Consider the following 25,219-nt stretch of genomic DNA (forward strand, 5'->3'; position numbering starts at 1 on the left):
GTTAACTTAGCACCGTATTGAAAGGCTCAACTGTGACCAATGTTCCAGCTGGGGTGTCGCCTTGCTCTTGCGCTAGGATAACAAAGCAATTGGCTAAGCTCATAGATGTGAGCATGCCAGAACCTTGACCACCGGTAATAGTGACCTCAGCTTCGCCTTGGGCGTTTTGGCTTAAAATACCGCGTTGGTATTCAACTCGCCCTGGGAACTTACGTAAGTCACTGGTCAGCTTAGCTTGCAGTTGTACTGGCTGACTTGGCGCTAATCCCTGCATCTTGTTCAATAGCGGCCACACTAGTTTATAAAAGGTGACCATTGACGATACTGGGTTGCCCGGCAGGCCACAAAATACCGCTTTGCCTAGTTTACCAAAGGCAAAAGGTTTACCTGGTTTAATCGCCAGTTTCCAGAAGGTAATTTCACCTTCTTCATCGAGAATTTGCTTAGTGTAATCAGCATCGCCAACAGATACGCCGCCAGAAGTGAGCACCATATCTGCTTGGGCAGAAGCGGTGCGAAATGCTTGGCGAATCGCTTCAGGATCATCTTCAATCACACCCAGATCAATCCATTCCACATTAGCACGGCTCAGTAGGCCTTGAAGGCTGTAGCGGTTAGAGTCGTAGATTTGACCTGGAGCAAGCTCAGAACCCACGGGGCGTAACTCGTCACCAGTGGAGAAAAAGGCAACTTTTACTTGGCGGGTCACCCGCACTTGGCTGGCACCAATAGTGGCAAGCACCCCCATTTCTGCTGCACCAATTTGAGTGCCTGCTTGTAGCACCTTGCCGCCCACTTTCACTTCTTCGCCACGGCAGCGCACGTTAGCTCCTAAGGCTTTGGGCGCTTCAATACGAATGTCATCACCATCGACGCTGACTTTCTCTTGCATTTGCACTGTGTCATAGCCATCAGGTACTGGGGCACCTGTCATGATGCGAATACAGGTATTGGGTTGCGGCTTACCGGTAAAAGGATGGCCAGCAAAGGACTCGCCAATCAAGCTTAAAGTGCTGCTGGTGGCAAGGTCTTTAAATCTAAAGGCATAGCCATCCATAGCGGAATTATTGAAGGGAGGTAAGTCAATGCTTGAGGCTAAATCTTCAGCTAAGACACGTCCTAATGCTTGAGGTAATTGAACCACTTCAGATTCTGCTAGCTGTTCTACTTGGGCCAGTAATTTTACGATTGCCTCGTCAGGATGCATGAGACTAGGCTTTGAACAAGGGTCAGCATGTTTTGACATTGATGTACCTTATGCGTCTAGGGTTTTATGACGAGTTTAGTCATAACGAATATAGTCGCTCATTATGCCACGGTGAAACCGAAAGACTATGATCTTTGCTACAGTTTTTGTCATCCCATGGTACAGGTGAAAAAAAGCGCCCTTATCGGGCGCTGGAGAGAATGGATAGGTAGCTTGGTTCTGGTTAGTTAACCTGCGCTGATTCGTTCACCAAGAGGCAGTGGTTGGCGCTTAACTTGTTGGCCATCTTGCAGGGTTTCTGCGCCGCGAATCACCACGAAATCCTGATTGTCTAATTGACCATTTACCGCAATCCAGTCGCCATCACCGTCTCCAAGTTCAACAGCCACTTTGACTGCTTTTTCTTCGGCGTCGATTTTAAATACATAAGCGCCTGTTGAGCGCAGAATCACGGCATCCCGTGGCACTAGCGTGGTCATCTTTTTAGGTGCAATGGGTAATGCCAGCGACACCAGTTCGCCCACATTGAAGGCCTCTTGCATGTGATAGGGCAGGTCGATGCGCGCTTCAAACGTTTGCGAGCGAATATCCGAAACTGGGATCAGGCTGCGAATAGTGGCATCAAAATCACCTTGAGTATGGTAAATATGCAATGTATCCCCCACGCTGACACGACGACTGTGTTTCAATGGGGCGTGAAGGCGAATCTCTAGGTTGTCAGGGTCTGTCATGCTGATAATCGACATGGCGCGACTGACATCTTCACCGGCTTGGTGTAAGCGCTCGGTAATGATGCCTGCAAACGGAGCTTTTACTTCTGTGCGACTCAGGTCATCGGCAATCATACGCAGTTTAATTTGAGCCAGTTTTAGATTAGCAGCGGCAAGGTCTCTATCGGATTGCGCTTTATCGAGTTCAGTTTCAGAGGCATTTTTGTTGACGATTAACTTCTTTAAGCGGGCTAAATCTCGGTCTAGCCTAGCAAGACCGACTTGCTCGTATTCAATTTGCGCTTGCTGTTGATCGTATTGCAATAACAGGCGAGTTTGTTCAAGTTTGGCAATGACCTCACCAGCCGCCACCCGTGTTCCTGCTTCTTGCACCCATTCTAACTTGCCATCAATGCCCGCGGTCAGTTCCGCATTATTACGAGAGTGAACTGAGCCAATGACCATGATTTTAGGTGACAATGGCCGATTTTCCACTTGTACAACCGACACCAGCCGAGCTGGTGATTCTGGGCTGTCAGCGGCGAAACTGGTTGGGCTTAGCAACAAAAAGGCTAAGGCTATGATAAGCAGATTCATGATTTAACTCCAGGGTGCGATAAAGTCAGGTCTTTATCGGTAAATATAGCTTGGGGTTTATTGCTATGAGTTAGTCGCAACAAACTTGGCATAAGTATTAAGGTAAACAGGGCGCTGAATGTCATGCCGCCGACAATCACCGCAGCTAATCCTCGGTAGATTTCGCTGCCAACCCCTGGCACTAACATCAGCGGTAACATGCCGAAAATAGAGGTTAGGGTACTCATGTAAACTGGACGTGCGCGAGTGGCAACGGCTTGATAGATGGCGCTGTCGATATCGAGTCCGTCTCGGAAACCTTGACGGGTCTGGTCAACCAATAAGATGGCGTTATTGACCACCAATCCCAATAAGATGATAAAGCCGATCATGGTTAGCAAATCCAGACTTTGGAAGCTAAATAAGTTTAATATTCGCAAGCTAACCACCCCACCACATATCGCCATGGGCATGGATAATAGTACCAGTAAACTGTCTTTAGCCGATTTAAACATCGCAGACATGAGCAGGAATAAAATGACCACGGCTAAGGCAAAATTCGCGCCCATATCTTTAATGGTTTGATCGAGCTTATCTGCACTTCCTCTAAACATCAGTGAGCTGTCGCTAGGTAGGGTTTTCTCCAGTGCAGGAATGGCATCGGCGTTAAGTATCTCCAGCGCTTCGTCTAAAGACATGTCGGCAGGAGGGAAGATAAGCAAGCTAACACTACGTTTGCCGTTGACGCGCTGCAATTGTGTTGGTCCTACAGTGCGTTTTAGGGTGGTGAGTTCCCCAATGGTTTGAATGCCCGCAGCTTGGGTATATACCGGTGTGGCTGATAACTGCTCTGGCACTTGCCATTTAGGCCCTTTTAGCAATACGTCCATGCGCTCGTTACCATCGAAGTACTCGCCGACAAATAAGCCCGATGTATATGCGCGTACCGCGTTGGCAATTTGAATTCGATCCACGCCAGCTTGGGCGAGACGGCGCTCATTGGGGATCAGTTGCAGCTCAGGCTGCGCCATCGATAATCCGGGAATCGGTCTGACGACTGCGCCGGGTAAAGCTTGTTGTATCAGTCCCATACCTTCGGAGGCTGAAGCCATGAGCGCTTCCATATCAGCGCCCTGAAGATCGATATTAATCGCTCGCCCGCCATTAAAACCAAACTGTAGTAATGAGCCGCGATTGGTGAAGGCTTGGGTGTCGGGCAAACCAATTAAGATCTCTTTATTGAGCAGCTCAATCATGGCATCTGCTTGCGCTGGATCTTCCGGATAGATGAAAAGCACGTTAAATGCGGAATACATCGAGAAGTTATAGCCGCGGATATAGGGCTGTTTTTGCTTATCATAATAAGGCTTTAAACGGGAAATAATGGTATCGCCCACTTCTTTTTCTAGGGTTTTTACGTTAGCCCCAGGCGGTAAAGAGAAGAACGCAAAAATACCGTCGGAACGAGCTTGAGGAAGAAAGTCCGGTCTAGGCATTAATAGCGCGGTTAATATTGCTGAGCCCACAATTAATATTGCACACCAAATCGTCGCCCGCTTGGTGTCTGCAGTGAGTAGGCGAATCAACTGGGTAAGGCGTTGCCACAGGGATGCTTGAGACGACTGTTGTTGGCTTGGCGTGAGCTTGAGCCACAACAAGCTGAATACTGGAATTAAGGTAATTGCGCTAAGCAGCGACGACACCACTGCAACGGACAAGGTGAGCGCCAAATCAGAAAACAGTTGCCCCTCTACGCCAGGCATAAACAATATGGGTAAGAATATCGCCACTGTGGTGGCCGTTGACGCCATGAGTGCGCCTTTTACTTGATCGGTACCTGCTGCAATGGCTTGTCTTAAAGGCTGGCCTTGTTGCAATAAACGCACGATATTCTCTTGTACTATGATAGCGGCATCAAGCACTAAACCTACCGCAAAGGCTAATCCTGCTAATGAGATTACGTTTAAGGTTCTGCCCATGGCTTCGAGCGCAAAAAATGCGATAAGTAATGCCACTGGGATAGTGGAAGCGATCATCAGTGTTGCGCGGAAACTGCGTAAAAAACCAAATAGGATAACCAGTGCTAGTAACACCCCAATTGCTAAGTTGCCTTTTACCAGCAAGATTGCCCTTTTGATATGCACTGAAGCATCAAAAGAGAGATCCATCACTAGCCCTGCTTGCTGCAATACACCTGCATTTAACTCTTTAATGGCCTGATTGACGCCGTCTAATACCTCTACGGTGTTGGCGTCAAAAGTGCCTTCTAATGTCATGTAATAAGCAGGATAACCGTTACGTTTGGTAAATCCTTGCACCTCGGCAGTGGAGATAGAGACTTCGGCTAGCTCGTTAAGATAAATGGGTCTGCCTTCATTGTAGGTAACAATCAAATTGCCGAGGTTGTCAGGCGTGTATTGACCAATAAAGCGCACCGTATATTGGCGCCGACCGACATTGGCGGTACCACCAGAGATATCGGCCGCCCGTGAAAGCGTGCTGCGTAGCTGATCTAGCGTCACGCCTAATGCTGCAGCTCGGTATGGATCAAATTCAATATGTAGCTCTTTGGGCAAGCGACTTTGTAGTTGCACTGCCCCCACGCCGGTGATCCTTCGAAGACGAGGCTCGACCTGATCGTCAATGAGCTTTTGGTATTGGCCAAAATCTGTGTTGGGATTACCCGGAGCCATGCGGATTAGCAATGATGCTAAATTGGGAGAGCCACTGCCGCCACCGACATTGATAAAAGGTTCATTGGCATCTAGTGGGCGCGGCGGAGTTTGGTTAAGTGCATTGATAACATTGATCATTGCTTCCTGCATATTACTTCCCACCTCAAAGGTGAGGGTGACTCCACCGAAGCCTTGAGAAATGTTGGAGGTCATTTCGACAACCCCAGGAACCTGCCGTAATACATTTTCTTGCGGCTCGATGATATTGGATTCCATCTCTTGCGGTGCCGCTGATCGCCAGTTGTTAAACACCGAGATTTGTGGACGTTCAATATCTGGCAGTAGCTGGATTGGCAGCTTGGTGATAGCAAGAATGCCAAATATAGCAATCAGCAGTAAGGTGACTAAAGTGCCAGCGGGATTTCCAGTGCTGATTTTGGTGAGATTCATGGGGAGCCTTTACCCTGACTTTAGCGAACAAGATTGTGCCTATAAAGCCTAGTGGCTAAATGTTAATAGATCAGCCTAATTTGGTTAGAAAATGTTGCAGCCGACTGTTTTATTAGCATTTTAATTGGTAATGATAATAATTTGTATTTTATAAACAATGATTTAGATTGCCTTGATAGAGTAAATAAGTTTGCAATTCAGTGAGGGCTAAAACACAATGGCTAACAATATAAAGTCATAGTGATTTAAGAGGACGTAAAATGCTGACGCAAACAATGATTGATCAGTTAAATGAACAGATTAATATGGAGTTTTTCTCTTCTAACCTGTATCTGCAAATGAGTGCATGGTGTGAAGATAAAGGCTTTGAGGGCGCAGCAAAATTTATGCGTGCCCACGCCGATGAAGAGATGCAACATATGCATCGTTTATTCACTTATGTAAGTGAAACCGGTGGCATGCCGCTGCTTGGTGCGATTGAGGCACCTCAAGCAGAGTTCAGCTCTTTGTTAGCATTGTTTGAATACACTTACGAGCATGAGCAAATGATCACGGCAAAAATCAATGCGCTTGCGCATGCGGCATTTACTAACCAAGATTACTCAACGTTCAACTTTTTACAGTGGTACGTGTCAGAGCAACACGAAGAAGAGAAGTTGTTTAAGTCAATTGTCGATAAAATCCGTTTAGTGGGTGAAGACGGTAAAGCACTGTTCTTTGTTGATAAAGATCTCGCACAAATGGCGGTTGAAGAATCTGACAGTGTGATGACTTCTACAGAGATGTGATAGTTGATGACACGCTCTAGGGAAGCGGTCACGCTTCCCTAAATATTGAGGTACTGGTCTTCAGCTTTACGATCATTGCTGTGCGCAGCAAGAAAGTTCAGTAGTGCTGCAGCATCCAGTGGCTTAGAAATGTAATAACCCTGCCCGTAATCACATCCTAATTGTTGTAGGTAAGCATGCTGCTCAACGGTTTCGATGCCCTCAGCTACCAAGTTCAATTCCAAACTCTTGCCCATCATAATGATGGCTTTAATCAGATTTGTGTCTGATTGTTTTTCTATCATGTTATCGATAAAGCTTTTATCGATTTTAATGACTGAAATCGGGAAGCGAGTTAAATAGCTAAGTGACGAAAATCCAGTACCAAAGTCATCAATATAGATATCAACACCAAGCGCCCTGATAGATTGCAATGCTTGTAGACTGAGGTCTTTGTCGGTCATCAACATGGATTCGGTGATTTCAACATGGATGAAGCTGGGCTCAATATCATACTTTTGTAGCCAGCCTTTTAGTAAGCAATGAAATGGCTTTTGCTGGGCATTAATGAGTTGGCGGCCTGAGACGTTAATCGCCAAATTGAGCATGTAGCCCTGATCATGCCATTGGCGTAAGTCTGAGAGTGCTTGTTTTAATACCCACTCACCGATGGGCTCGATAAGACCCGTTTCTTCCGCGATAGGAATAAAGGCATCGGGAGAGATTAACCCCTGCTTAGGATCTTGCCAGCGAATTAACGCTTCAACAGCGATGATCTTACCGCTTTCCATATCGATGATAGGTTGATAATGCAGACAGAAGTGTTGGTGCAGTACCGCGTGACGCAGGTGCTGTTCTAGCTCAATTCTGGCGATCATTTGTGCATTCATGGTCGAAGAGAAATAGCGATAGGTGTTGCGGCCTTCGCCTTTGGCTTGATACATCGCTGTCTCGGCATTGCGGGTTAAGGTTTCAATATCATTACCATTTTCAGGGAACTGGCTAATGCCGACACTGGCAGAAATCATCACTTCATTGTTGAGCACGCCAAAGGGGGAGGATAGGTGACGAATGATATTGTCGGCCATTTCTGAAATCGCGTGGGTTTGAGTCATTTTCTGCATGATAATGACAAACTCATCACCGCTTAATCTGGCCAGAAAATCTTCTTTGCCCAATAAGGTTTCGAGGCGTGCGGCAACCAGTTTTAGCAATTCGTTGCCAGTATTGTGGCCATAAATATCGTTGGTGTATTTAAACCTATCTAAGTCGATAAACAAGATGGCAATAGGTTGCTTATCTTGTGTTGCTGCATCAAGTGCTTCTTGGAAGCGGGTATTATAAAGATGACGATTTGGCAGGTTAGTTAGCGCATCAAAGTTAGTTTTATACCAAATGTCATGCTCATATTTTTTGCGTTTACTGATATCGAGGAACAGGCCGATATGCTGCACAATATTGCCATCTTCATCACGCACCACTGTGATGGCGAGATATTCCGGATAGATTTGCCCATCTTTACGTCGATTCCAGATCTCACCTTCCCAGCGGTCTTTTTCCTGTAGAGATTGCCACATGGCATCGTAAAAATGACGTGGTTGCTGATTGGAGTTAAGAATTGCTGGGCTACGACCTTTGACTTCTTCTAAGGTGTAGCCGGTGATTTGAGTGAAAGCTGGGTTAATCAGTTCAATATGGTTGTCTTTGTTGGTGACGACAATCCCTTCTGCAGAATATTCAAATACTGCCGCGGCCAGTTCCAATTGAGAATTAGATTTTTGTCGCTCATCTAACATGGTATTGAGCGATTGCGATAGTTGGGCTATTTCATCATTACCTAACACAGGGAAGCGGTGCTCAAGTTTTGGATCTAGTGCCATTTTCCCCATGGCTTTTGCAATACCGGTAATACTGCCCACTAAGCTATGGATGACATTTCGGCCTAAAAATAGCAGCAACAGTAAATTGAGCGCTGCAATGCTAAAACCGATAATCAAATAACTGACCGCTTGCTGACGCTGGTTGTCGCTAAGTTGTGCTAACTCTTCGGTGATGGCGGTGCTTATCTGATAGAGCTGCTCAATCCGAAGACTCGCCGTTTGCCACCATTGTTGATTGGACACCATAGGCCGTTGAGTTTGTAGCAGTGATAACGCTTCCAACATAGGTTTGTCATCAATACGGACTTGGTCATCTTGACTGCTGATATCATCGCCTAAACGTTTCAGTACGCTTAGCTGTTCTAAGTTGTGCTTATATTGAAAAATGGTGGCTTCAATGGCGTTAACTGCATGGCGCTGCTCTTCGGTTAGCCCCGGCGTATTACTCAGTTGGGCCAAATACTCGTCTAACAGGCCAAGATGATAGTGAAACCTTTGGTAGTAATGTTCTTCGCCACGTAATAAGTAATTTTTAAAGGCATGAATTAAGCCACCATACCCCATTAACTTATTGATTTCGTGTGCTTGGTCAACAATGTGCATTTGAATCGCAATATTGTCTCGCATATTGAGCAGGGTATCGTTGGCGCTACTACTGAAAATCTCATCGAGCACCTGTTTATGGTGGCTACGCATACTCGACATAGCTTCAACTAGGTGCTCAGCTAAATCGCTTTCAATATGATTAATCGCCAAGAAAGTCTGAGGGTCAAGCTGGTCAGACGATAGCAGGTGATTGACTAAGCCGCGCTGTTTACCTGCGAGTTCCTGAATGTGCAATACATGTAATAGATCGCTATAAGCTTGGTTTTGCGCGACACTCATCGCTCTAATTTGCAACTGCTCAATAAAGCGTAATAGCTTGAGGTTAAATTCGGAATAAAACTCGAAACTTTGGTAGGTTTGCTTTATATCAACTTGAGCGCGTATATCAGGCAATTGTGCAGCCATATCTTTAATACGTTGCATTTTGATGGTCAGCTGTTGGCTTTGCTCTTTACTGCTTAATCGCTGTAATAGACTAGTTAAGTTACTGTGCTGAAATAGTTTAGTGAGGTGTTGATCTGTGATTTGACGCTGGGCAACCAATTTAGCTTTAAATTCATTGGTTTCACTGCTGAGGTAACCGGCGGATAACCCACGCTCTTTTTGCGCCTCAAATAATAACGCTTCAATCTGCTTTGTAATGATAATGGCCGATGAGTTGGTATTGGCCACATGAAATCGTTCAAACAGGGTTAACATGCGCAGTGTGCCGAAAAGGAACACGACGACAGTTGGAATGGCTGCAAATAGAATGAGTTTTTGCTTTAGACTCATTCGATTTAACATTGACGCCATGGATCACTCCCTGTTGATAAATTGCGCCAGAGGTAATAGACCACTGAAAAATGAAGGTAAGGATAATTATCACAGGCGTTAGCTGTTGTCACCGTTAATTCATCAAAGTCTAATCTAGGTCACGAATTTATCTGATAACTGCTGATTTAGTAACACGGTGAAACAAAAAATCGACCTGAGATTGATAGCTAAAAATTATCAATATGGTGGTGTCTATTAAGATAAGGCTAAACAATAAATATGAATTTCCATATATTATTTAGCCTTAATATCAAAAGTTTAGCTTGCTTTCGCTAAACAAGCTTTTCGGTAAGCAACAATATCTTCGATGCATAACACTGGCATGTTGTGTTGCTCTGCAAATTGGATGATTTGTGGCAAACGCGCCATGGTGCCGTCGGGGTTAGTGACCTCGCACAGTACACCGGCAGGCTTTAATCCCGCAAGTATCATCAAGTCAACCGTACCTTCGGTATGCCCACGGCGGGTGAATACGCCACCGGGTTGTGCCCGTAACGGATAGACATGCCCCGGACGGGCAAGATCATCGGCAACCGCGCCATCAGCAATCGCCGTTTTGATGGTGGTGACCCTATCGGCAGCAGAGACACCCGTAGTAACCCCACTTTTGGCTTCAATACTCACAGTAAAGGCGGTGCCATATTGGCTTGAGTTGTCGCTCACCATTGGCGGCAATGACAAATGTTGGCACTGCTCGTCGGTTAAGCAAAGGCAGACAATACCGCTACACTCACGAATGAGCATCGCCATTTGTGCATTGGTTAAGTGTTGTGCCGAGAAGATCAAATCACCTTCATTTTCGCGATCTTCATCATCGACAACAAGTACGCCTTGTCCAAGCTTGAGTGCGTTAAGCGCAGCTTCTACGCGTTCAATTGGAGTGCCAAAAGGCGATAGTAAAGACTGATTCATGGTTTATTCCTTTGTAATACTTAAACATAGTTTTAGCCAGAATCAGGGCATAGGAAAAGGTCATCCGTTACAAGTGATAGATCACTGCGCAGGATGTATAAGCATAAGTGTATCCGCAGGCGAGGGCCCGTGGACTGTTATCTTATATTCTCTTTCATCCGGACTTAGTGCGCACTTGGCGCTCATTACCGTCGGCTCTGGAATAGTTAAAACGTTCACCAGATCTGCTGACCCTAATCAAGGTTATACTCGCTTAGGCGCTCGCGGGCTTAAGTGAAAAACACTATCACCGCCGGTGGGGAGTTACACCCCGCCCTGAGAATGTGTCCGCTATTGAGTGGACCAGCGTATGTTGACCTGCTGGGCGAAAAATAACAAGTCAGTGTCGTCACAAGTTAGCCATTTTTATATTGCGGATGATTTATCAGCTTAATGCCGTACACTAGAGTGGTTTATTAAATATTAAGTAGCAAAGGTTAAGGTTGCTCAAAGGAAACTCTCACTTGAATAGGTTTGATACGACTGTCTGCCCACCCGTTGCAGAAAAACGCCCGGTTACCCATCAACTACATGGGATAAATCGCCTCGATAACTATCATTGGTTACGGGATGACAAGCGGCAAGAGCCGCAAATGTTGTCGCACTTACAAGCTGAGAAAGATTATTGCGACGCAGTGTTGGCGCCAGTAAAGCCGCTATATGAGAAGTTGTTAACTGAGCTGACTTCTCGGGTAGATAAAGACGAGTCAAGCGTGCCTTATGTTTGGCATCAACACTGGTATCAGCATCGTTATAGTGCTGACAATGAATACCCTGTTTTTGAACGCAGTGCTGAGCGAGAAGGTGATTATCAGGTGATGTTAGATCTCAACCAGCGGGCGCAGGATCATGAGTTTTATGACCTTGGCGGACTGGCGGTGAGTCCTGATGAAAATCTATTGGCCTTTGCTGAAGATACCTTAAGTCGTCGAATCTATACGGTATTCATTAAAGATTTACGTTCGGGTCAATTGCTAAGCGATACCTTGACCGGCATCGATGGTCAAATTGTATGGGCGCAAGATAATCAGCATTTGTTTTACATTGCTAAGGATCCGCAAACGCTGTTAGGTAACAAGGTCTATTGCCACCGTATTGGTACTGCACAAGTTGATGATCGTTTAGTTTATCAAGAACGTGACGATAGTTTTTATTTGAGCTTAGGTAAGACACTGGATGAAACCTTAATTACCCTATGCCATGAAAGTACTATCACTTCTGAAGTGTCAGTGTTAGCCGCAGATAATCCGAGCGAAGATTTTAAAGCACTCATAGCTAGAGAAACAGGGATAGAGTATTCGCTGGCCAAACACGGCCAACGCTATTTTATACTGACCAACTGGCAAGCGGAGAACTTCCAGCTGATGTCTGCTGACGCAGACGTTATTAGCGATCGCAGTCAGTGGCAGGTTGTCAAAGCGGGTCATCAAACCTGTCGCATTGAAGACGTATTAGCGTTAGAAAATCATCTTATCGTGCAAACCCGTGAACAAGGGCTTACTCATATCTATGTTTATGATATGCAGATGAATTTGCAGTTTGAGTTGCCTTTTAAAGACGGTGCCTATGTGACTGGTTTAGACGTTAATCCACAGCAAAATAGTGACAAGCTAAGGGTCTATTATTCCAGTTTAACCACGCCAGAGTCGGTGTTTGAATACGACTTAAATACCGCTGAAGCCAAGTTACTAAAACAGCAAAAAGTTAACGGCAACTTTCAGTCTCAGGATTATCAAAGTGAACGTATTTTTGTCTCTGCTCGAGACGGTCAGCGTATTCCTGTGTCTTTGGTTTATCGCCGTGATAAGTTTGCCAAAGATGGCACTAATCCGCTTTATCAATATGGTTATGGCGCCTATGGTCATACGATAGAACCTTGGTTTGATAGTGCGATTTTATCCTTGCTAGATCGTGGCATTGTTTACGCGATTGCTCACATTCGCGGCGGTGAGATGTTAGGTAGACATTGGTACGATAGTGGCCGCATGTTCAATAAAAAGAACACCTTCAATGACTTTATCGATGTGAGTCACGGGCTCATTGAACAGCAGTATTGCCATCAGGATAAAATTGTCGCCTCGGGCGGCAGCGCTGGTGGATTGCTGATCGGTTGTGTGATTAACCAAGCGCCACAATTGTATTGTGCTGTGGCTGCCCACGTGCCGTTTGTTGATATTGTATCGACGATGCTAGATGAAACCCTTCCGTTAACAACCAACGAATATGATGAATGGGGCAACCCGAATGAGCTCGCTTGTTTTGAATACATGTTGAGTTACTCGCCCTATGATCAAGTCACTGAACAAGCCTATCCACCGATGTTAGTGACCAGTGGTTTACACGATTCTCAAGTTCAATATTTTGAGCCTGCTAAATGGGTGGCTAAGTTGCGGGAATACAGTAGCAGCGATCAGCCTATCCTGTTTGATATTGACTTGAGTGCCGGCCACGGTGGCAAAAGTGGTCGGTTTAAGCATTACCAAGATGTAGCCACGGAATATAGTTTTTTATTGACCGCATTGGCTGTGCCTGAGTGATCTTGTATTGAGTTTAGATGTGAAGTTTTTGTCGAAGACATTTCATTGACATGGTTATGATTAGTATCGCCGTATTGACACGAATAGGGCGGTACGGCAATGACAGATCAACCAGTGGTAAATGGACAACATCACTCGCAAGCATTCTTAATGGCCTTAATTGCGGCATTTGCAATCCACATAGTGACCTTGAATCCTGAGGTGAATTTAGGCCTATTTCACACCATCAATCAAAGCCACTTATGGGTACCTGAAGTCGTGATTGCCATGCTTAATGATTTAGGTAATGGCGTTACGCTCGGAGCCGTGGCGCTGTGCTATTTGGTAAAGTATCCACAAAGAACTGGTCAAGTGCTGCTTGCTGCTGTACTTAGCTTAATTATTGTCCCTACGTTGAAGCAGTACTTTGATGCTCAACGTCCGGCGGCGGTACTGCAACAGCTCACCATTATTGGTCAGGCACATTACAGTAATAGCTTTCCTTCTGGGCATACAGCAACGATATTCCTATTTGCTGGTTTATATTACATCCATAAACCCCATCGATTGCTACGTATCACCGCCTTATCACTGGCTTTTGTTGTCGGCGCTTCGCGAATTGCAGCTGGAGCTCACTGGCCAGAGGATGTTGCATTGGGTGCGGTTGTTGGATTGATCTGCGCTTTCGCAGCGGTCAATTTATGTGGCAGTTGGTCATTATCTAAATCAAAACAACTTGTGTGCTACCTGCTGATATTGACCGTGCTAGTCACAGTCGAGTTAGGTAGCGGTCATGATTTCGCTGACTTTCCGCCAGTGCAATGGATGCGGTGGTCTCTTATCGTATATAGTGGCATGATGGTGAGTCATTTCATTTGGGTCGCATTTGACTGCAAGGCAAAGGTGAAGTTGAGGTTTGGACAAAAAGCGCGAGAATTTGGACGTAGCGGCATCATTAAGTAACCCAGAAGTGAATCAATCGGTAGCGACATCAGCATGGTGGGTTTACATAATTCGTTGTGCTAATGGCCAGCTTTATACGGGTATCACAACTGATGTTGAGCGCCGCTTTGCTGAACATAGTGCTGGAGCACCAAAAGGAGCGAAGTACCTACGTGGTAAAGGGCCGTTAACCCTTGTTTATCGTGAGCCTCAAATGGACCGTTCAACGGCATCAAAACGCGAAGCCGCGATAAAAAAGCTATCTAAACAGCAAAAACTGGCACTGTTGAAGCACTCATAGATTATTTAGTTAGTAATCTATGAGTTATTGCACACTATATTTTAGTGGCAATAAACAATCAGTCATTTTTTGGATTTATTGTTTATGTATTGGTGTTGGTATTAGTGTTGATTTTCATCCAATATTCAAGGCGCATTCACTAAAATTTCACACCCTAGGGGTTAAGCTGACAGGCTTGTATCATTGTGAGGATTGTCCTGTGACCGAGCAGGTGCTTAGCCCCAAAAACACTACCCCATTTCAACCTGTCACCGATATCAGTTTCAAACTGTTAGTGGCAGTGCTGTTTGCATTGCATTTATTGCTATTGAATGATGCGACTAACGCATCAGTGTTTACCTTTGTCAATGATTTAGGCCAGTATTTGCCAGCAGGGCTGCTTGCCATGCTCACCGACATTGGTGATGGAGCAACGCTGGGATTTATTGCACTATGCTATTTGGTGTATCGACCCGATATGGTAGCCCGAGTCGTTGTTGCCAGTATGCTATCTTTGTTACTTGTCCCCGCACTCAAGGGGTATTATGACGCACCGCGCCCCGCTGCAGTGTTAGATGTTTTGCATATTATTGGCGAGACCCGCTTAAGCCATAGCTTTCCTTCTGGTCATGCCGCCACCGCATTTTTATTAGCGGGATTGATGGTGCTAGCGACCCAGAAGTTAAAATTGCAATTAGTGGTTATTGCCATTGCAGCAAGTGTGGCGTTATCGCGCATTATGGTTGGGGCGCATTGGCCTGTTGATGTCATTATGGGGGCATTTGTCGGCTTGTTTTGTGGGTTTGTGGCTTGCCGCGTTGTGCCTTTAGTGAAACTAAACCCCAAGCGTACGTTACAGGTGTTTGCGTTTCTTTATGTGGTGTTGGTTGTCTGTATTGCCGAGAAACTGATTGATCAGCAACTGCTATGGCAGGTAATTGGACTCAGGGTGGGACTGATAGGGTTTACAGCGCTGCTAATGTGGCGACATTGGCGCCGCATCAGTCGTTAGATTGGGTGGGCAGCGACATGGAGCTAGGGGTTATCCTAGAAGCAGATGTCGCTGCGCCGGGAAGATTTGTAGATGGTGTTGCAGTATTACATCGCCATGCTACGTTCAACATTGTCTACGTTGACATCGCCTGAACCCGCATCAATGATATCGAGTGCCTGGGCATTGACCACGTTAATGTCACCTGAGCCATCATCAATGGTCACTTTGCCCGAGACATCTTTCACGCTCAGATCGCCAGAACCATCGTTGATCATCACATCTCCGCCTATATTGGCTAAACTCATTGAACCTGAGCCGTCATCAACTTTGACTGCGCCATCGATATTGCGCACTTCAATCGAGCCTGAACCGTCATTGATTGATAAGTTTGCCCCATCGGTAACAGACAAGCTGCCAGAACCGTCGCTGATGGCAATATTGGCTTTTACACCTTCGATATCGATGCTGCCTGAGCCATCATCGATTTCCATATTAAATCGGGCTGGCACACGTAAGGTCACATCAATATAAGGTGAGCGGCCTGAGTGGGAGTGATGGTTGAAGTCGGCGACAACAATCGCCTGGTTACCTTGACGCTTAAGTGACAAATTTGGCTGTACTCCATCATAAGTGTAGACATCCGCTTCTAGTTTTATGTGGGTTAACCCCTCAACGCCCTGGATATTTAATGCGCCTGCGCCGGTTGTGGCAATCAAGCCTTCGAGCTCACTAGCTTCGAGCTGCATAGATTGGTGTTGATGTTCAAGTGGCCCCATGTTGGCTTTGCTGACATTGATGATACAACCTGAAAGTGTGATTGCGCAGACGGTTGAAAGTAGTACAGAGCGTTTTAACATGTGTATTCCCTTTAATTCTTAGATTGAGCTTTCCTATTATTGATATCGAATAAAGCAGACTTTATGCCAATTTTTTAAGTTATTGTATTTAAATGCTATTTGTCCAGATTTGTGTTGATGGCCTCTCCCAAGTTGGCGTGATTAATCGAAAGGTGTTAGCTTTGACCGCCATAATTAGCGGAATTGACCAATACAAGTTGGCGACTAGGGAGCAAGTATGTCAATGGACTATCTAGCATTAAACCAAGCGGCGTGGAATGAGCGTACTAAGACCCATGTCGGCTCAAAATTTTATGATGTGCCAGGGTTTCTTGCCGGCAACAGTTCGCTCAATGAGATCGAGTTATCAGCGTTAGATGTGCAAGGTAAGTCACTCTTGCATCTTCAATGTCATTTTGGTCTTGATACCCTGTCCTGGGCACGTAATGGGGCAGAGGTGACTGGAATAGATCTATCGCCAGTAGCGATAAAACAAGCCCAACAGTTAGCCCAACAAACCGAGATTTCAGCCCAGTTTGCTTGCTGTGATGTGTATTCGACAGCGGATGTATTACAGCGTCAGTTTGATCTTGTGTATACCTCTTATGGCGCGATTTGCTGGTTACCTGACCTTGATAAATGGGCCGGTGTTATTGCCAAAAGCCTTAAGTCGGGTGGTCAGTTTTATATGGTGGAGTTTCATCCTGTAGAAGCGATGCTTGAAGGTTATAGTTATTTTGAGCAACAACATGCAGATGTAGAGCAGGAAGGGACTTATACCGAAAATGCCAGCGATGAAAAACACACTATGGTGACTTGGCCTCACTCATTGGCAGACGTCATTATGGCGCTGCTTAATGCGGGTCTGAAACTCGAGTCGTTTAATGAGTTTGATTTTTCACCATACAATTGCTTTGAAAACATGGTTAATGGGGCAGAGATAGGTGAGAGTGCTCAACGTTATTATTTGCTACACAATAACAAACCTATCCCTTTGTGTTTTTCTATCTTGGCGACTAAACCTTAAAATAGCATCGCGGCAACCTGAAAATGGGTTGCCGCAAACGGTTAACTTATTGCGCTCTTAATACCGGATAGACTTTGTATTGTTGGTCGTAATATGGGCTGCGCTCATAGAACCAACGCAACCTTGCTTTAGGGTTAGTGGCAAATAATGGGTCTTGTAGCGCCAGCTCAAATTGAGCCATTAATGCAGGATCTTCCTCCAGCATTTTCGCTGCGAGCGGCTCTACTGCATATTCTTCAATATACTCTGTACGTGTAAAAATGGGATTGAAGAAGCCCCATTGCAGTAAAGAGTCTGGAGATTGTGGCTCTAACAATAAAATAGCTAAGTCGCCTAAGGGCTGTTTAGTGTCTATTTTAACGGTACCGGCCGGTAACGTGGCCTCAACAGTACGTTGTTTGGCTTCAATCGATACCCGTTGTCGACTTTCATAGCTAGACTCGGAAAAGTCGTAGTCAGAAAAAGTATATTGCTGCAACGACATGCTGGTGGGTTGGTTTAAGGTCGTCATGCGAACGCCATGTATGGCAAGACGCTCAATCACTTGGTGCCACTGTGGCGGAATATAGTAGGCGCTAGGACGTTTAACGCGAATATCCGCTTTGGTTGAGCCGATCACTGGAAGGTTAGGGTATAGTTTGGGTTTACCATTCCAACGCACCACATCGGCGCCGCTAATTGGACTTTTTTCAACTGTATAATCAATGCCTTTAAAGTCCCAGCCTTTTGCTTGCTGTTCTTGCTGCCAAGTCAAAGTTATCATTTGCGGATAGCGGTAGTTATCTTGCTGAATGGCTGCGCGTAGTTTGGTTTTCTGTTGGCCAATTAATTTCAGGCTGGCCTCTAACATGACATAGGTTCCTAGCACGCGCTGCTTGAACGGTTTAAGGCTATGATTTTCTATCAGAATAGTTGGCAAATGGCGGGCATCACCATAACCGTTAGAGTAACGTGGGCTTGGATTCCATAGCGATAAGCCTTTACTCATATCGCGGTTATCCATGGCAAATACTAAGGGACCCGGTATATGCCCTTGTTCAGTTAATGCTTGTTCTATGGCGGGGCGATACTGTTTTTCTAACCATTGGTAGCTACTCGGGCTCATTCCCTGAGACAAGTTATAGCCAAAGGTGACATCATACTGATAGTCGATGCCATCGGTGACATGAACATCAATATATAAATCGGGCTGCCATAAATTAATGGCATTGAGCATATGCTGCATTTCGAGGGAGTCAGCCTTGGCATAATCACGGTTCAAGTTGAGATTGTTGGCAGTGGTGCGCCAGCCCATTGTTTCCGGCCCCCGCTGGTTAACACGGTTGACCGCTGAGCTTCTCTCATGACCATCGACACTGAAAATCGGCACAAACAGCAAATTAGCCTGATCAAGTAGGTTGGATTTGCCATGAAATACCATATCGCGTAACAACATCATGCCGGCATCTTTGCCGTCAATTTCTCCAGAATGAATACCTGCTTGGACTAATAAGTTAGGCTTACCTTGCTGCTGGAGTTTGACCGGATCATCTATGCCCTCTTTACTGGCGACAATCATCCAAATATCACGCCCCTGAGGGCTTTTACCTAAGCTGACTTTATGCAACATATCACTTTGGGCAATGAGCTTATCTAGCCAAGCAAATGTTTCGTCATAATTGGGGCTAGTTTTGTGACCTAGCTGTTCAAAGGGCGTTGCCCATTCATCGTCAGCAGCGCGTAATAACGTTTCGCTGTTACCTTGCCATGGCATGATGGCTGGAAGAATGGCGTCATTGACATAGGTATTGGCTATTTGCGGTGTTGGTGTATGGTTGTCAGCAAGGGCAGGTAAAGTGCTGCAACTGGCTAGAAGGCCAATAACAGTTAGAGTACGTAGGCGCATGATAATGTATCCATCTTGAGGCAGATTTAGTATTAAGACTCCGTTATATTTCATTAATTTGTTTATAAGTGCAACCACTGAGCAACTGCCACATTGCTCATGGTGACATTTGTTTAAAATGATTGATTAAAGGTGATGAGTTTATGTAGCCGTCTTTCAACTCCAAAACCGACCACACCACTGATAAATAGCATGACACCAATAATTTGTAGCCATGCGTTAATGGGTTGCGGTACCTCAACTTGCTTATCTAAGATATAGAGCCTTTTCCCTTGTGGATCATCAGCGACGAATTGTTGGCTTTGGTTCGTTGCAGTAAGTATATAGTGGACGTCTCGACGCTGTTCCATTTCCAGCCGTTTTTGGCTTCGTAGTTGGCGGTCCTTTTCCGTTGTTATTGCCATTCGGTGTGACCAGGAAGAGAATATATCGAGAGGCTCGCCAGGTAACACAACCCCCAATGATTGATACTGAAATTGCTGCTGAGGAAATAGCTGCTTACTGGTACCGGTATAAAACACCGTCACTCCGGCAACAATTAATAGTGCACAAAGATAGAGCACTCGACGCAGGTAAATAAATTGGCTTTGTTTGCGATGATTGATGACGATTTCGATATCTGAAATTTGCATGAGTTGCTGGCGATACTTTTGTGTATCAATGGCTCGGATAAACTCTGACGTTGTCATAGCCAATGCTGTCATTAGTTGGCGAAATACGTCGTTGGATGGAAGTGACTTATCGTTTTCTAGTTTCGAGAGGTAAGATTGTTCTATACCAGCGAGCTCGGCTAACTCAGGTTGGCTGAGATTACGTTCTGTTCTGCACTGTTTAAGTCGTTTACCTAATGTCATGTTGCTATCCCTGTTTGACGGTGAATAAGATCAGTTGATTAAACAGTGACTACTCTTGGGTATTCATCAATTAATATGAAGATGAATATTGCAGCATAACAAGGAATATTAACGAAATCAGCGCTAATGCTAGCCTTATTCGAACAAAATGGTTATCGCTTGTACTGTTCATTATTGTGGTAACAAGCGATAACGATTTTAGCGGATGGGTTCTAATGTCTCTTCTTGGAAGATTGATTCTATTGGGCAATCAAATAGTCGAGCCAGTTTAAATGCCAACGGCAAACTCGGATCATATTTACCTTTTTCGATAGCGTTAACGGTTTGGCGTGATACTGCTAACTTGTCCGCTAAGTCTGCTTGAGTCCAACGGCGCTGTGCCCGTAATTCTTTGAGACGATTATTCATCGGTAAGCCAATCTTCCTTTAATGATGCCAATCATGTAGGTCACAGCGATAATGATAATGAGTAGCCAAGGTTTAAGTTCAGGCACTAAGGCAGCATTCGCCAGAATTGAGCCGCTAGAGAATACGATAATAGCAACCCCCACTGCGATTGCTAACGCATCTAGCTGGACTTTTTTCTCTAGCTCATCAAGCTCAGTGATAAAGCGTTTAAAGGCCAGCAACATCATGATACTGATGGTAACGTGTAGCAGCAACACTGCAGTAAAAATCGCATCGCCTAGTGGTAACTCTAATTCAATAATCACAGTACCGAGCAACATTGTACTGGCCCATAACAGAGTTAGCAGATTGACTCGATTCGCGTTGTGAATGTCGCGTTTGGGTAGCCCCTTGGCACAGATTACTTCTATTATGGCTCGCATAAGTCTCCTTCCTTATTCGTGTATCAAACTTAAAACCTAAAATGTAAAGCTTGCTTGACTTTAATTTAGGTTTGACTGAACAATAAGTCAAGCTTCCTTTACTTTTTGTTTGCGAGTATAAAAAATCCCGGTGCAGCGAAACTGCAACCGGGATGTTTATCAGCACGAAAGCTGTGCTTTAGATGCTAGTGATTAGACTTTTGGGCCAGCGTGCTTAATTGAGTCAGGCACTTGATACTTAGCAAAGTTATCGTTGAAGCTTTGGGCTAACTTTTGCGCATACTCATTGTAGAGTGCCTGGTCACTCCAGGTATTGATAGGGTTGAGTAATTTACTATCAACACCGGCAACGGCGGTTGGCACATTGAGGTTTAAGGTTGCTAAATGCTCGGTTTCAACACCTTTTAGTTTACCACTTACAATGGCATCAACAATTGCGCGAGTGGTTGGAATATCAAAACGTTTACCTACGCCATAAGGGCCGCCAGTCCACCCGGTGTTAACCAGATAAACCTGACTATCAAAGGCTTCGATACGCTTCATCAATAGCTCAGCATAGACTCCAGCTGGGCGAGGGAAGAAAGGAGCGCCAAAGCAAGTAGAGAAAGTTGATTGAATTGCAGATGTGGAGCCCATTTCAGTTGATCCGACTTTGGCGGTATAGCCAGACAAGAAATGGTAAGCAGCTTGTTCTTTGGTTAATACTGAAACCGGCGGTAATACCCCTGATACATCACAGGTCAGGAATACCACTGCATGGGGCTCATTGCCACGATTTTCTAGTTTACGCTGGGCAATATGCTCTAGCGGGTAGGCTGCGCGGCTATTTTCAGTCAATGTTGAGTCGCTATAGTCAGGCACGCGCTGCTCGTCCATAGTGACATTTTCAAGCACAGTACCGAAGCGAATTGCATCCCATATGACAGGCTCGTTTTTCTGACTCAAGTCGATGCATTTAGCGTAGCAACCACCTTCAATATTAAATACCCCACCTGGTGCCCAACCATGCTCATCATCACCAATTAGGAAGCGCTTTGGATCAGCTGATAGTGTTGTTTTACCAGTACCTGAGAGTCCAAAGAATAAGGTGGTGTCACCGTCGCTACCAACATTGGCCGAGCAGTGCATTGGTAGTACGCCTTTCGCCGGTAATAAGAAGTTTTGCACCGAGAACATCGACTTCTTCATTTCACCGGCATATTTTAAGCCTGCAAGTAGCACTTTGCGCTCAGCGAAGTTAATGATCACTGTTGCGTCAGAGTGAGTGGCATCGCGCTCAGGGATACATTCGAAGCCTGGTGCGTTAACGATTTGCCATACAGGCTTATCGGCACGATTAAACTGTTCAGGGACGATAAACAAGTTGCGTGCAAAAAGCTGATGCCAAGCGGTTTCTGTAGTGACTTGGATAGGCTGATAGTGTTCTGAATCTGCGCCAACTTCTAAATCAGACTGAAATATTTCTTTGTCGGCTAAGTAGGCTTGCACGCGATCCCAAAGTGCATTGAATGCGTCCATTTCAAATGGCTTGTTGACTGCGCCCCAATCAATGTCGTTTTCACTGCTTGGTTCTTTGACAATAAAGCGATCATTGGGGGAGCGTCCGGTTCGCTCACCCGTTTTAGCGACTAATGCACCATTGGCTGTCAGTTGACCTTCTTGGCGTGCAAGGGCAAATTCGACAAGCTGGGCTGTTGAGGGATTTTTGTGGGTTTGGTTAGATCCATCCGCCATTTGTAAGGTCTCCATATTGAGGTCGGGATGATAGGTTGCTGGTCTTTGCCAGTTTATTTGTAATCATTATTATTTTTGAGGCTATTCACTTATTGGTAAATTAGCCTTTGGCACGATTGTAACGTAAGCACCGGATGATGTGTGAGGAAGATCTCGAAAATGGCCAAAAAAAAGAGGTAGCGCATGGCTACCTCTGTCTTTTCTGCACTAGGGCAGCAAACTATTGTTGAGCTTTTGGGGCTTCAGTATTGGCAAAGATGGCTTCAATATCAATAGAGTCGAAGCTGTAGTTGCTATTGCAATATTCGCAGCCCATATCGATTTTGCCGTTTTCAGCAATAATTTGGTCAATCTCTGCTTTAGATACAGTACGAATGGCTTGTGCGCTGCGCTCTCTTGAACAAGTGCAAGAAAAACTTACGTCAATTGGGTCAAATAAGCGCACTTGCTCTTGATGATAAAGACGGTGCAATACATCGGTGGCAGACAGCTCAAATAGCTCTTCTGCTTTAATGGTCGCAGTGAGTTGTTCCAAATGCTCGAATTCCGCATTATGGTCATTATCGCTAGGTAGGACCTGTAACAACATGCCAGCAGCTTGCTTACCGTTGGCGAACAAATGAATGCTGGTGGGTAGCTGCTCAGATTGAGCGAAGTACTGCTCGAGGCATTGTGCCAAGGTTGCTTTATCTAGGGCAACTACACCTTGATAACGCTCACCTTTTGTGGGAGTCAAGGTGATCACCATGTGCGCTTTGGTGCCCATTAGCTCAGCTAAGCTGGCATCATCAGCAAGTTGTCCCTGCCAGCGAGAAACGCCACGTAATTGCTGTAAATTGTTGCCGTTGATGACGGCCAATGATACCGGGCCATTACCTTGAACTTGGACACTAATATCACCAGCAAACTTTAATGTTGCTGTTAGTAGTGAGGTAGCAGCCATTAGTTGCCCTAACAATACTTGGATTGCCACAGGGTAATCATGGGCTGACAAAATTTCTTGGTAGCTACTTTCTAGCTGAACGATTTCACCTCGAACATCGGCGTTGTCGAATAAGTAACGGTGTAATGTATCTTTGCTCATTTCAATCTCACGTTAGCTTTCTTTAAAGCGTATTAATTGGCGACGTTGCTTTTTATCTGGCTTGGTATCCGGTGCTGGATTATTAAGCGCATTTAAACGTCTAGCTTCGGCATAGGTTTCTCGTTTCGCTATGCTTTGTGCTGTTTCTTCGTATAAGGTTTGGGCAACCGGCGCCTTTTGGCGCTGATCTGACAGTTTTTTTATGACAATTTCTTTTTCGTCATATCCCTGTCTTAATTTTATTACAGCATCTAGCTCGGCTAGCTTACTGGATTTAGTTCTTTGACCATTGTAGTGAACCTTGCCGCCATTTATCATCTCTTTGGCGATTGCTCGGGTTTTATAAAACCGTGCAGCCCATAGCCATTTATCGAGACGGACTGGTGCTTGTGGTTCATTGGAATGACTCATGGTGTCTCCATTTGCGTTGTAGCGTGGGCAAGCTCACAAGCTGAGGAAGAAGTCGGCATTCTTAATAGCTTTTCGCCTAATATAGCGACCCACTTCACACCCTTTTTAGGCGCGTAAAGTTAGCATATTTACTAGGCGTGCGCCAATTTAGCTACTGTTATGGGCTTGTTGCCAGATGCTGTCTAGGTTAGCATGAGTCAGATATTTCTAAATTATCTTAATCAGAACAGAGGCCTGTATAGAGGGTCCGTATTATATGGATTTATTAGATAAAGTTTTAAACAAGGCGGCAGGGATACCACACAAGCCTTTGAGTATGGCGACATTTTGGCTTGGTTTGGTCATTACTCTTTACCTGTTGGCCCAAATAACATGGAAACTTGTTCCAGGCTCAGACGCGCCTCCTAAATGGCGTCCTACCCCCGTTTCAGCTACAGGTTCTGGCCCGGCAAATATCAGTGGTTTACAGAATTTGGGCTTATTTGGACAGCATGATGAAGCTGCAAGTAAACCAAAAGTAGAACATGTTGTCGAAATGATCACAGATGCACCTAAAACATCACTTTCTATTCAATTAACCGGTGTTGTTGCATCAACAGCAGAACAAAAAGGCCTAGCGGTTATCGCCTCCGGTGGTAGCCAGAACACCTACGGCCTAGGCGATAAAATTAAAGGGACATCGGCATCACTTAAAGAGGTTTATGCCGACCGCATCATAATTACTAACAGCGGCCGCTATGAAACCTTGATGTTAGATGGGCTAGAGTATGAAACTCAGAGCCAAGCTAACCAGCAGCTGCAGCAGGCCAAAGTGGATCGTAAGGTCACCCAAGTAGATCAACGTGCCAACCGTAAAGTTGCTGAAGAATTGCAGCAATCTCGCGACGAATTATTAGCTGACCCCAGCAAAATTACTGATTATTTAGCCATTTCACCTGTGCGCAGTGGCGGTGAACTCAGTGGTTATCGATTAAACCCTGGGAAAGATAGAGAATTATTTAAACAAGCTGGCTTTAAAGCCAACGATTTAGCAAAATCAATGAACGGCTATGATCTCACCGATATGAGCCAAGCATTGGAAGTGATGGCACAGCTACCCGAGCTGACAGAAATCTCACTCATGGTTGAGCGAGACAATCAGTTGGTAGAGATCATGTTTAGTTTGCCGCAATAGATTAAGGGTTTAGG

Annotated in this window: 20 protein-coding genes and 1 riboswitch; of the genes, 7 read left to right on the forward strand and 13 right to left on the reverse strand. The window is 45.3% G+C overall.

The annotated features are described in order from the left end of the window. Position 1 precedes the first annotated feature (1 nt). The 3 genes from moeA to ACHUFW_RS15755 all read right to left on the reverse strand — a co-directional run bounded on the left by moeA (position 2) and on the right by ACHUFW_RS15755 (position 5,618). Positions 2-1,246, reverse strand: coding sequence for a molybdopterin molybdotransferase MoeA (moeA, locus tag ACHUFW_RS15745; RefSeq protein ID WP_394204294.1), 1,245 nt, complete (start codon positions 1,244-1,246; stop codon positions 2-4). A 188-nt stretch (positions 1,247-1,434) separates the two neighbouring features. Beyond that, entirely contained in the window at positions 1,435-2,514 is a 1,080-nt protein-coding gene (locus ACHUFW_RS15750) for an efflux RND transporter periplasmic adaptor subunit (RefSeq protein WP_394204295.1), read from the reverse strand. Continuing rightward, positions 2,511-5,618 carry an efflux RND transporter permease subunit gene (locus tag ACHUFW_RS15755; protein ID WP_394204296.1) on the reverse strand — a complete coding sequence of 1,036 codons (3,108 nt, stop codon included), beginning with the start codon at positions 5,616-5,618 and terminating at the stop codon, positions 2,511-2,513. Before ACHUFW_RS15755 ends, ACHUFW_RS15750 begins: the two co-directional genes overlap by 4 nt. Before the next feature lie 260 nt (positions 5,619-5,878). Between ACHUFW_RS15755 and ftnA the strand changes: the two genes are divergently transcribed. Beyond that, positions 5,879-6,406: a non-heme ferritin gene (gene ftnA, locus ACHUFW_RS15760; protein ID WP_394204297.1), complete on the forward strand. Its 528-nt coding sequence runs from the start codon at positions 5,879-5,881 to the stop codon at positions 6,404-6,406. A 38-nt stretch (positions 6,407-6,444) separates the two neighbouring features. Here the strand turns inward: ftnA and ACHUFW_RS15765 are convergent, their stop codons facing one another. Together ACHUFW_RS15765 and ribB are read right to left on the reverse strand one after the other, a co-directional pair. Next, entirely contained in the window at positions 6,445-9,666 is a 3,222-nt protein-coding gene (locus ACHUFW_RS15765; protein WP_394204298.1) for an EAL domain-containing protein, read from the reverse strand. Positions 9,667-9,945: 279 nt separating this feature from the next. Continuing rightward, complete coding sequence (ribB, locus tag ACHUFW_RS15770) at positions 9,946-10,599, reverse strand: 3,4-dihydroxy-2-butanone-4-phosphate synthase (RefSeq protein WP_394204299.1); 654 nt, start codon at positions 10,597-10,599, stop codon at positions 9,946-9,948. Positions 10,600-10,741: 142 nt separating this feature from the next. Continuing rightward, positions 10,742-10,926: riboswitch (FMN riboswitch) on the reverse strand. 176 nt (positions 10,927-11,102) lie between these two features. On the opposite strand from ribB, the gene ACHUFW_RS15775 reads away from it, so the two are divergent. The 4 genes from ACHUFW_RS15775 (at position 11,103) to ACHUFW_RS15790 (ending at position 15,388) form a co-directional block, all read left to right on the forward strand. Continuing rightward, on the forward strand, positions 11,103-13,175 hold the full coding sequence (locus ACHUFW_RS15775) for a S9 family peptidase (RefSeq protein ID WP_394204300.1): 2,073 nt from the start codon (positions 11,103-11,105) through the stop codon (positions 13,173-13,175). Between the two features lie 99 nt (positions 13,176-13,274). Further along, positions 13,275-14,117, forward strand: coding sequence for a phosphatase PAP2 family protein (locus ACHUFW_RS15780; RefSeq protein ID WP_394204301.1), 843 nt, complete (start codon positions 13,275-13,277; stop codon positions 14,115-14,117). Then, entirely contained in the window at positions 14,092-14,397 is a 306-nt protein-coding gene (locus ACHUFW_RS15785; RefSeq protein ID WP_394204302.1) for a GIY-YIG nuclease family protein, read from the forward strand. Before ACHUFW_RS15780 ends, ACHUFW_RS15785 begins: the two co-directional genes overlap by 26 nt. Before the next feature lie 199 nt (positions 14,398-14,596). Next, the gene (locus ACHUFW_RS15790) at positions 14,597-15,388 is read left to right on the forward strand and encodes a phosphatase PAP2 family protein (RefSeq protein ID WP_394204303.1); all 792 of its coding nucleotides are present in this window, start codon (positions 14,597-14,599) and stop codon (positions 15,386-15,388) included. A gap of 86 nt (positions 15,389-15,474) precedes the next feature. Here ACHUFW_RS15790 and ACHUFW_RS15795 read toward each other — a convergent pair whose 3' ends face one another. Next, positions 15,475-16,227, reverse strand: a complete 753-nt coding sequence (locus tag ACHUFW_RS15795; RefSeq protein WP_394204304.1) for a DUF4097 family beta strand repeat-containing protein — start codon at positions 16,225-16,227, stop codon at positions 15,475-15,477. 223 nt (positions 16,228-16,450) lie between these two features. Between ACHUFW_RS15795 and ACHUFW_RS15800 the strand changes: the two genes are divergently transcribed. Beyond that, the gene (locus ACHUFW_RS15800) at positions 16,451-17,233 is read left to right on the forward strand and encodes a class I SAM-dependent methyltransferase (protein ID WP_394204341.1); all 783 of its coding nucleotides are present in this window, start codon (positions 16,451-16,453) and stop codon (positions 17,231-17,233) included. Between the two features lie 46 nt (positions 17,234-17,279). On the opposite strand, the gene ACHUFW_RS15805 is transcribed toward ACHUFW_RS15800, so the two are convergent. From ACHUFW_RS15805 to hslR, 7 genes are all read right to left on the reverse strand, one after another. Continuing rightward, the gene (locus tag ACHUFW_RS15805; RefSeq protein WP_394204305.1) at positions 17,280-19,118 is read right to left on the reverse strand and encodes a M14 family metallopeptidase; all 1,839 of its coding nucleotides are present in this window, start codon (positions 19,116-19,118) and stop codon (positions 17,280-17,282) included. A gap of 113 nt (positions 19,119-19,231) precedes the next feature. Continuing rightward, positions 19,232-19,972, reverse strand: coding sequence for a helix-turn-helix domain-containing protein (locus ACHUFW_RS15810; protein WP_394204306.1), 741 nt, complete (start codon positions 19,970-19,972; stop codon positions 19,232-19,234). A 198-nt stretch (positions 19,973-20,170) separates the two neighbouring features. Beyond that, the gene (locus tag ACHUFW_RS15815) at positions 20,171-20,380 is read right to left on the reverse strand and encodes a helix-turn-helix transcriptional regulator (RefSeq protein ID WP_394204307.1); all 210 of its coding nucleotides are present in this window, start codon (positions 20,378-20,380) and stop codon (positions 20,171-20,173) included. Beyond that, complete coding sequence (locus ACHUFW_RS15820) at positions 20,377-20,802, reverse strand: hypothetical protein (protein WP_394204308.1); 426 nt, start codon at positions 20,800-20,802, stop codon at positions 20,377-20,379. The genes ACHUFW_RS15815 and ACHUFW_RS15820 overlap by 4 nt, the downstream gene beginning before the upstream one ends. Before the next feature lie 192 nt (positions 20,803-20,994). Beyond that, positions 20,995-22,536 carry a phosphoenolpyruvate carboxykinase gene (locus ACHUFW_RS15825; protein ID WP_394204309.1) on the reverse strand — a complete coding sequence of 514 codons (1,542 nt, stop codon included), beginning with the start codon at positions 22,534-22,536 and terminating at the stop codon, positions 20,995-20,997. Positions 22,537-22,756: 220 nt separating this feature from the next. Then, complete coding sequence (gene hslO, locus ACHUFW_RS15830; RefSeq protein ID WP_394204310.1) at positions 22,757-23,620, reverse strand: Hsp33 family molecular chaperone HslO; 864 nt, start codon at positions 23,618-23,620, stop codon at positions 22,757-22,759. Positions 23,621-23,632: 12 nt separating this feature from the next. Further along, positions 23,633-24,031, reverse strand: coding sequence for a ribosome-associated heat shock protein Hsp15 (hslR, locus tag ACHUFW_RS15835; protein ID WP_394204311.1), 399 nt, complete (start codon positions 24,029-24,031; stop codon positions 23,633-23,635). 256 nt (positions 24,032-24,287) lie between these two features. Here hslR and gspC point away from each other — a divergent pair, with 256 nt between their 5' ends. After that, the gene (gspC, locus tag ACHUFW_RS15840) at positions 24,288-25,205 is read left to right on the forward strand and encodes a type II secretion system protein GspC (protein WP_394204312.1); all 918 of its coding nucleotides are present in this window, start codon (positions 24,288-24,290) and stop codon (positions 25,203-25,205) included. The last annotated feature ends 14 nt before the right edge of the window (positions 25,206-25,219 follow it).

The sequence above is a fragment of the Shewanella waksmanii genome (genome assembly GCF_043643685.1).
In the GTDB taxonomy this organism is placed as follows: Bacteria; Pseudomonadota; Gammaproteobacteria; order Enterobacterales; family Shewanellaceae; genus Shewanella; species Shewanella waksmanii_A.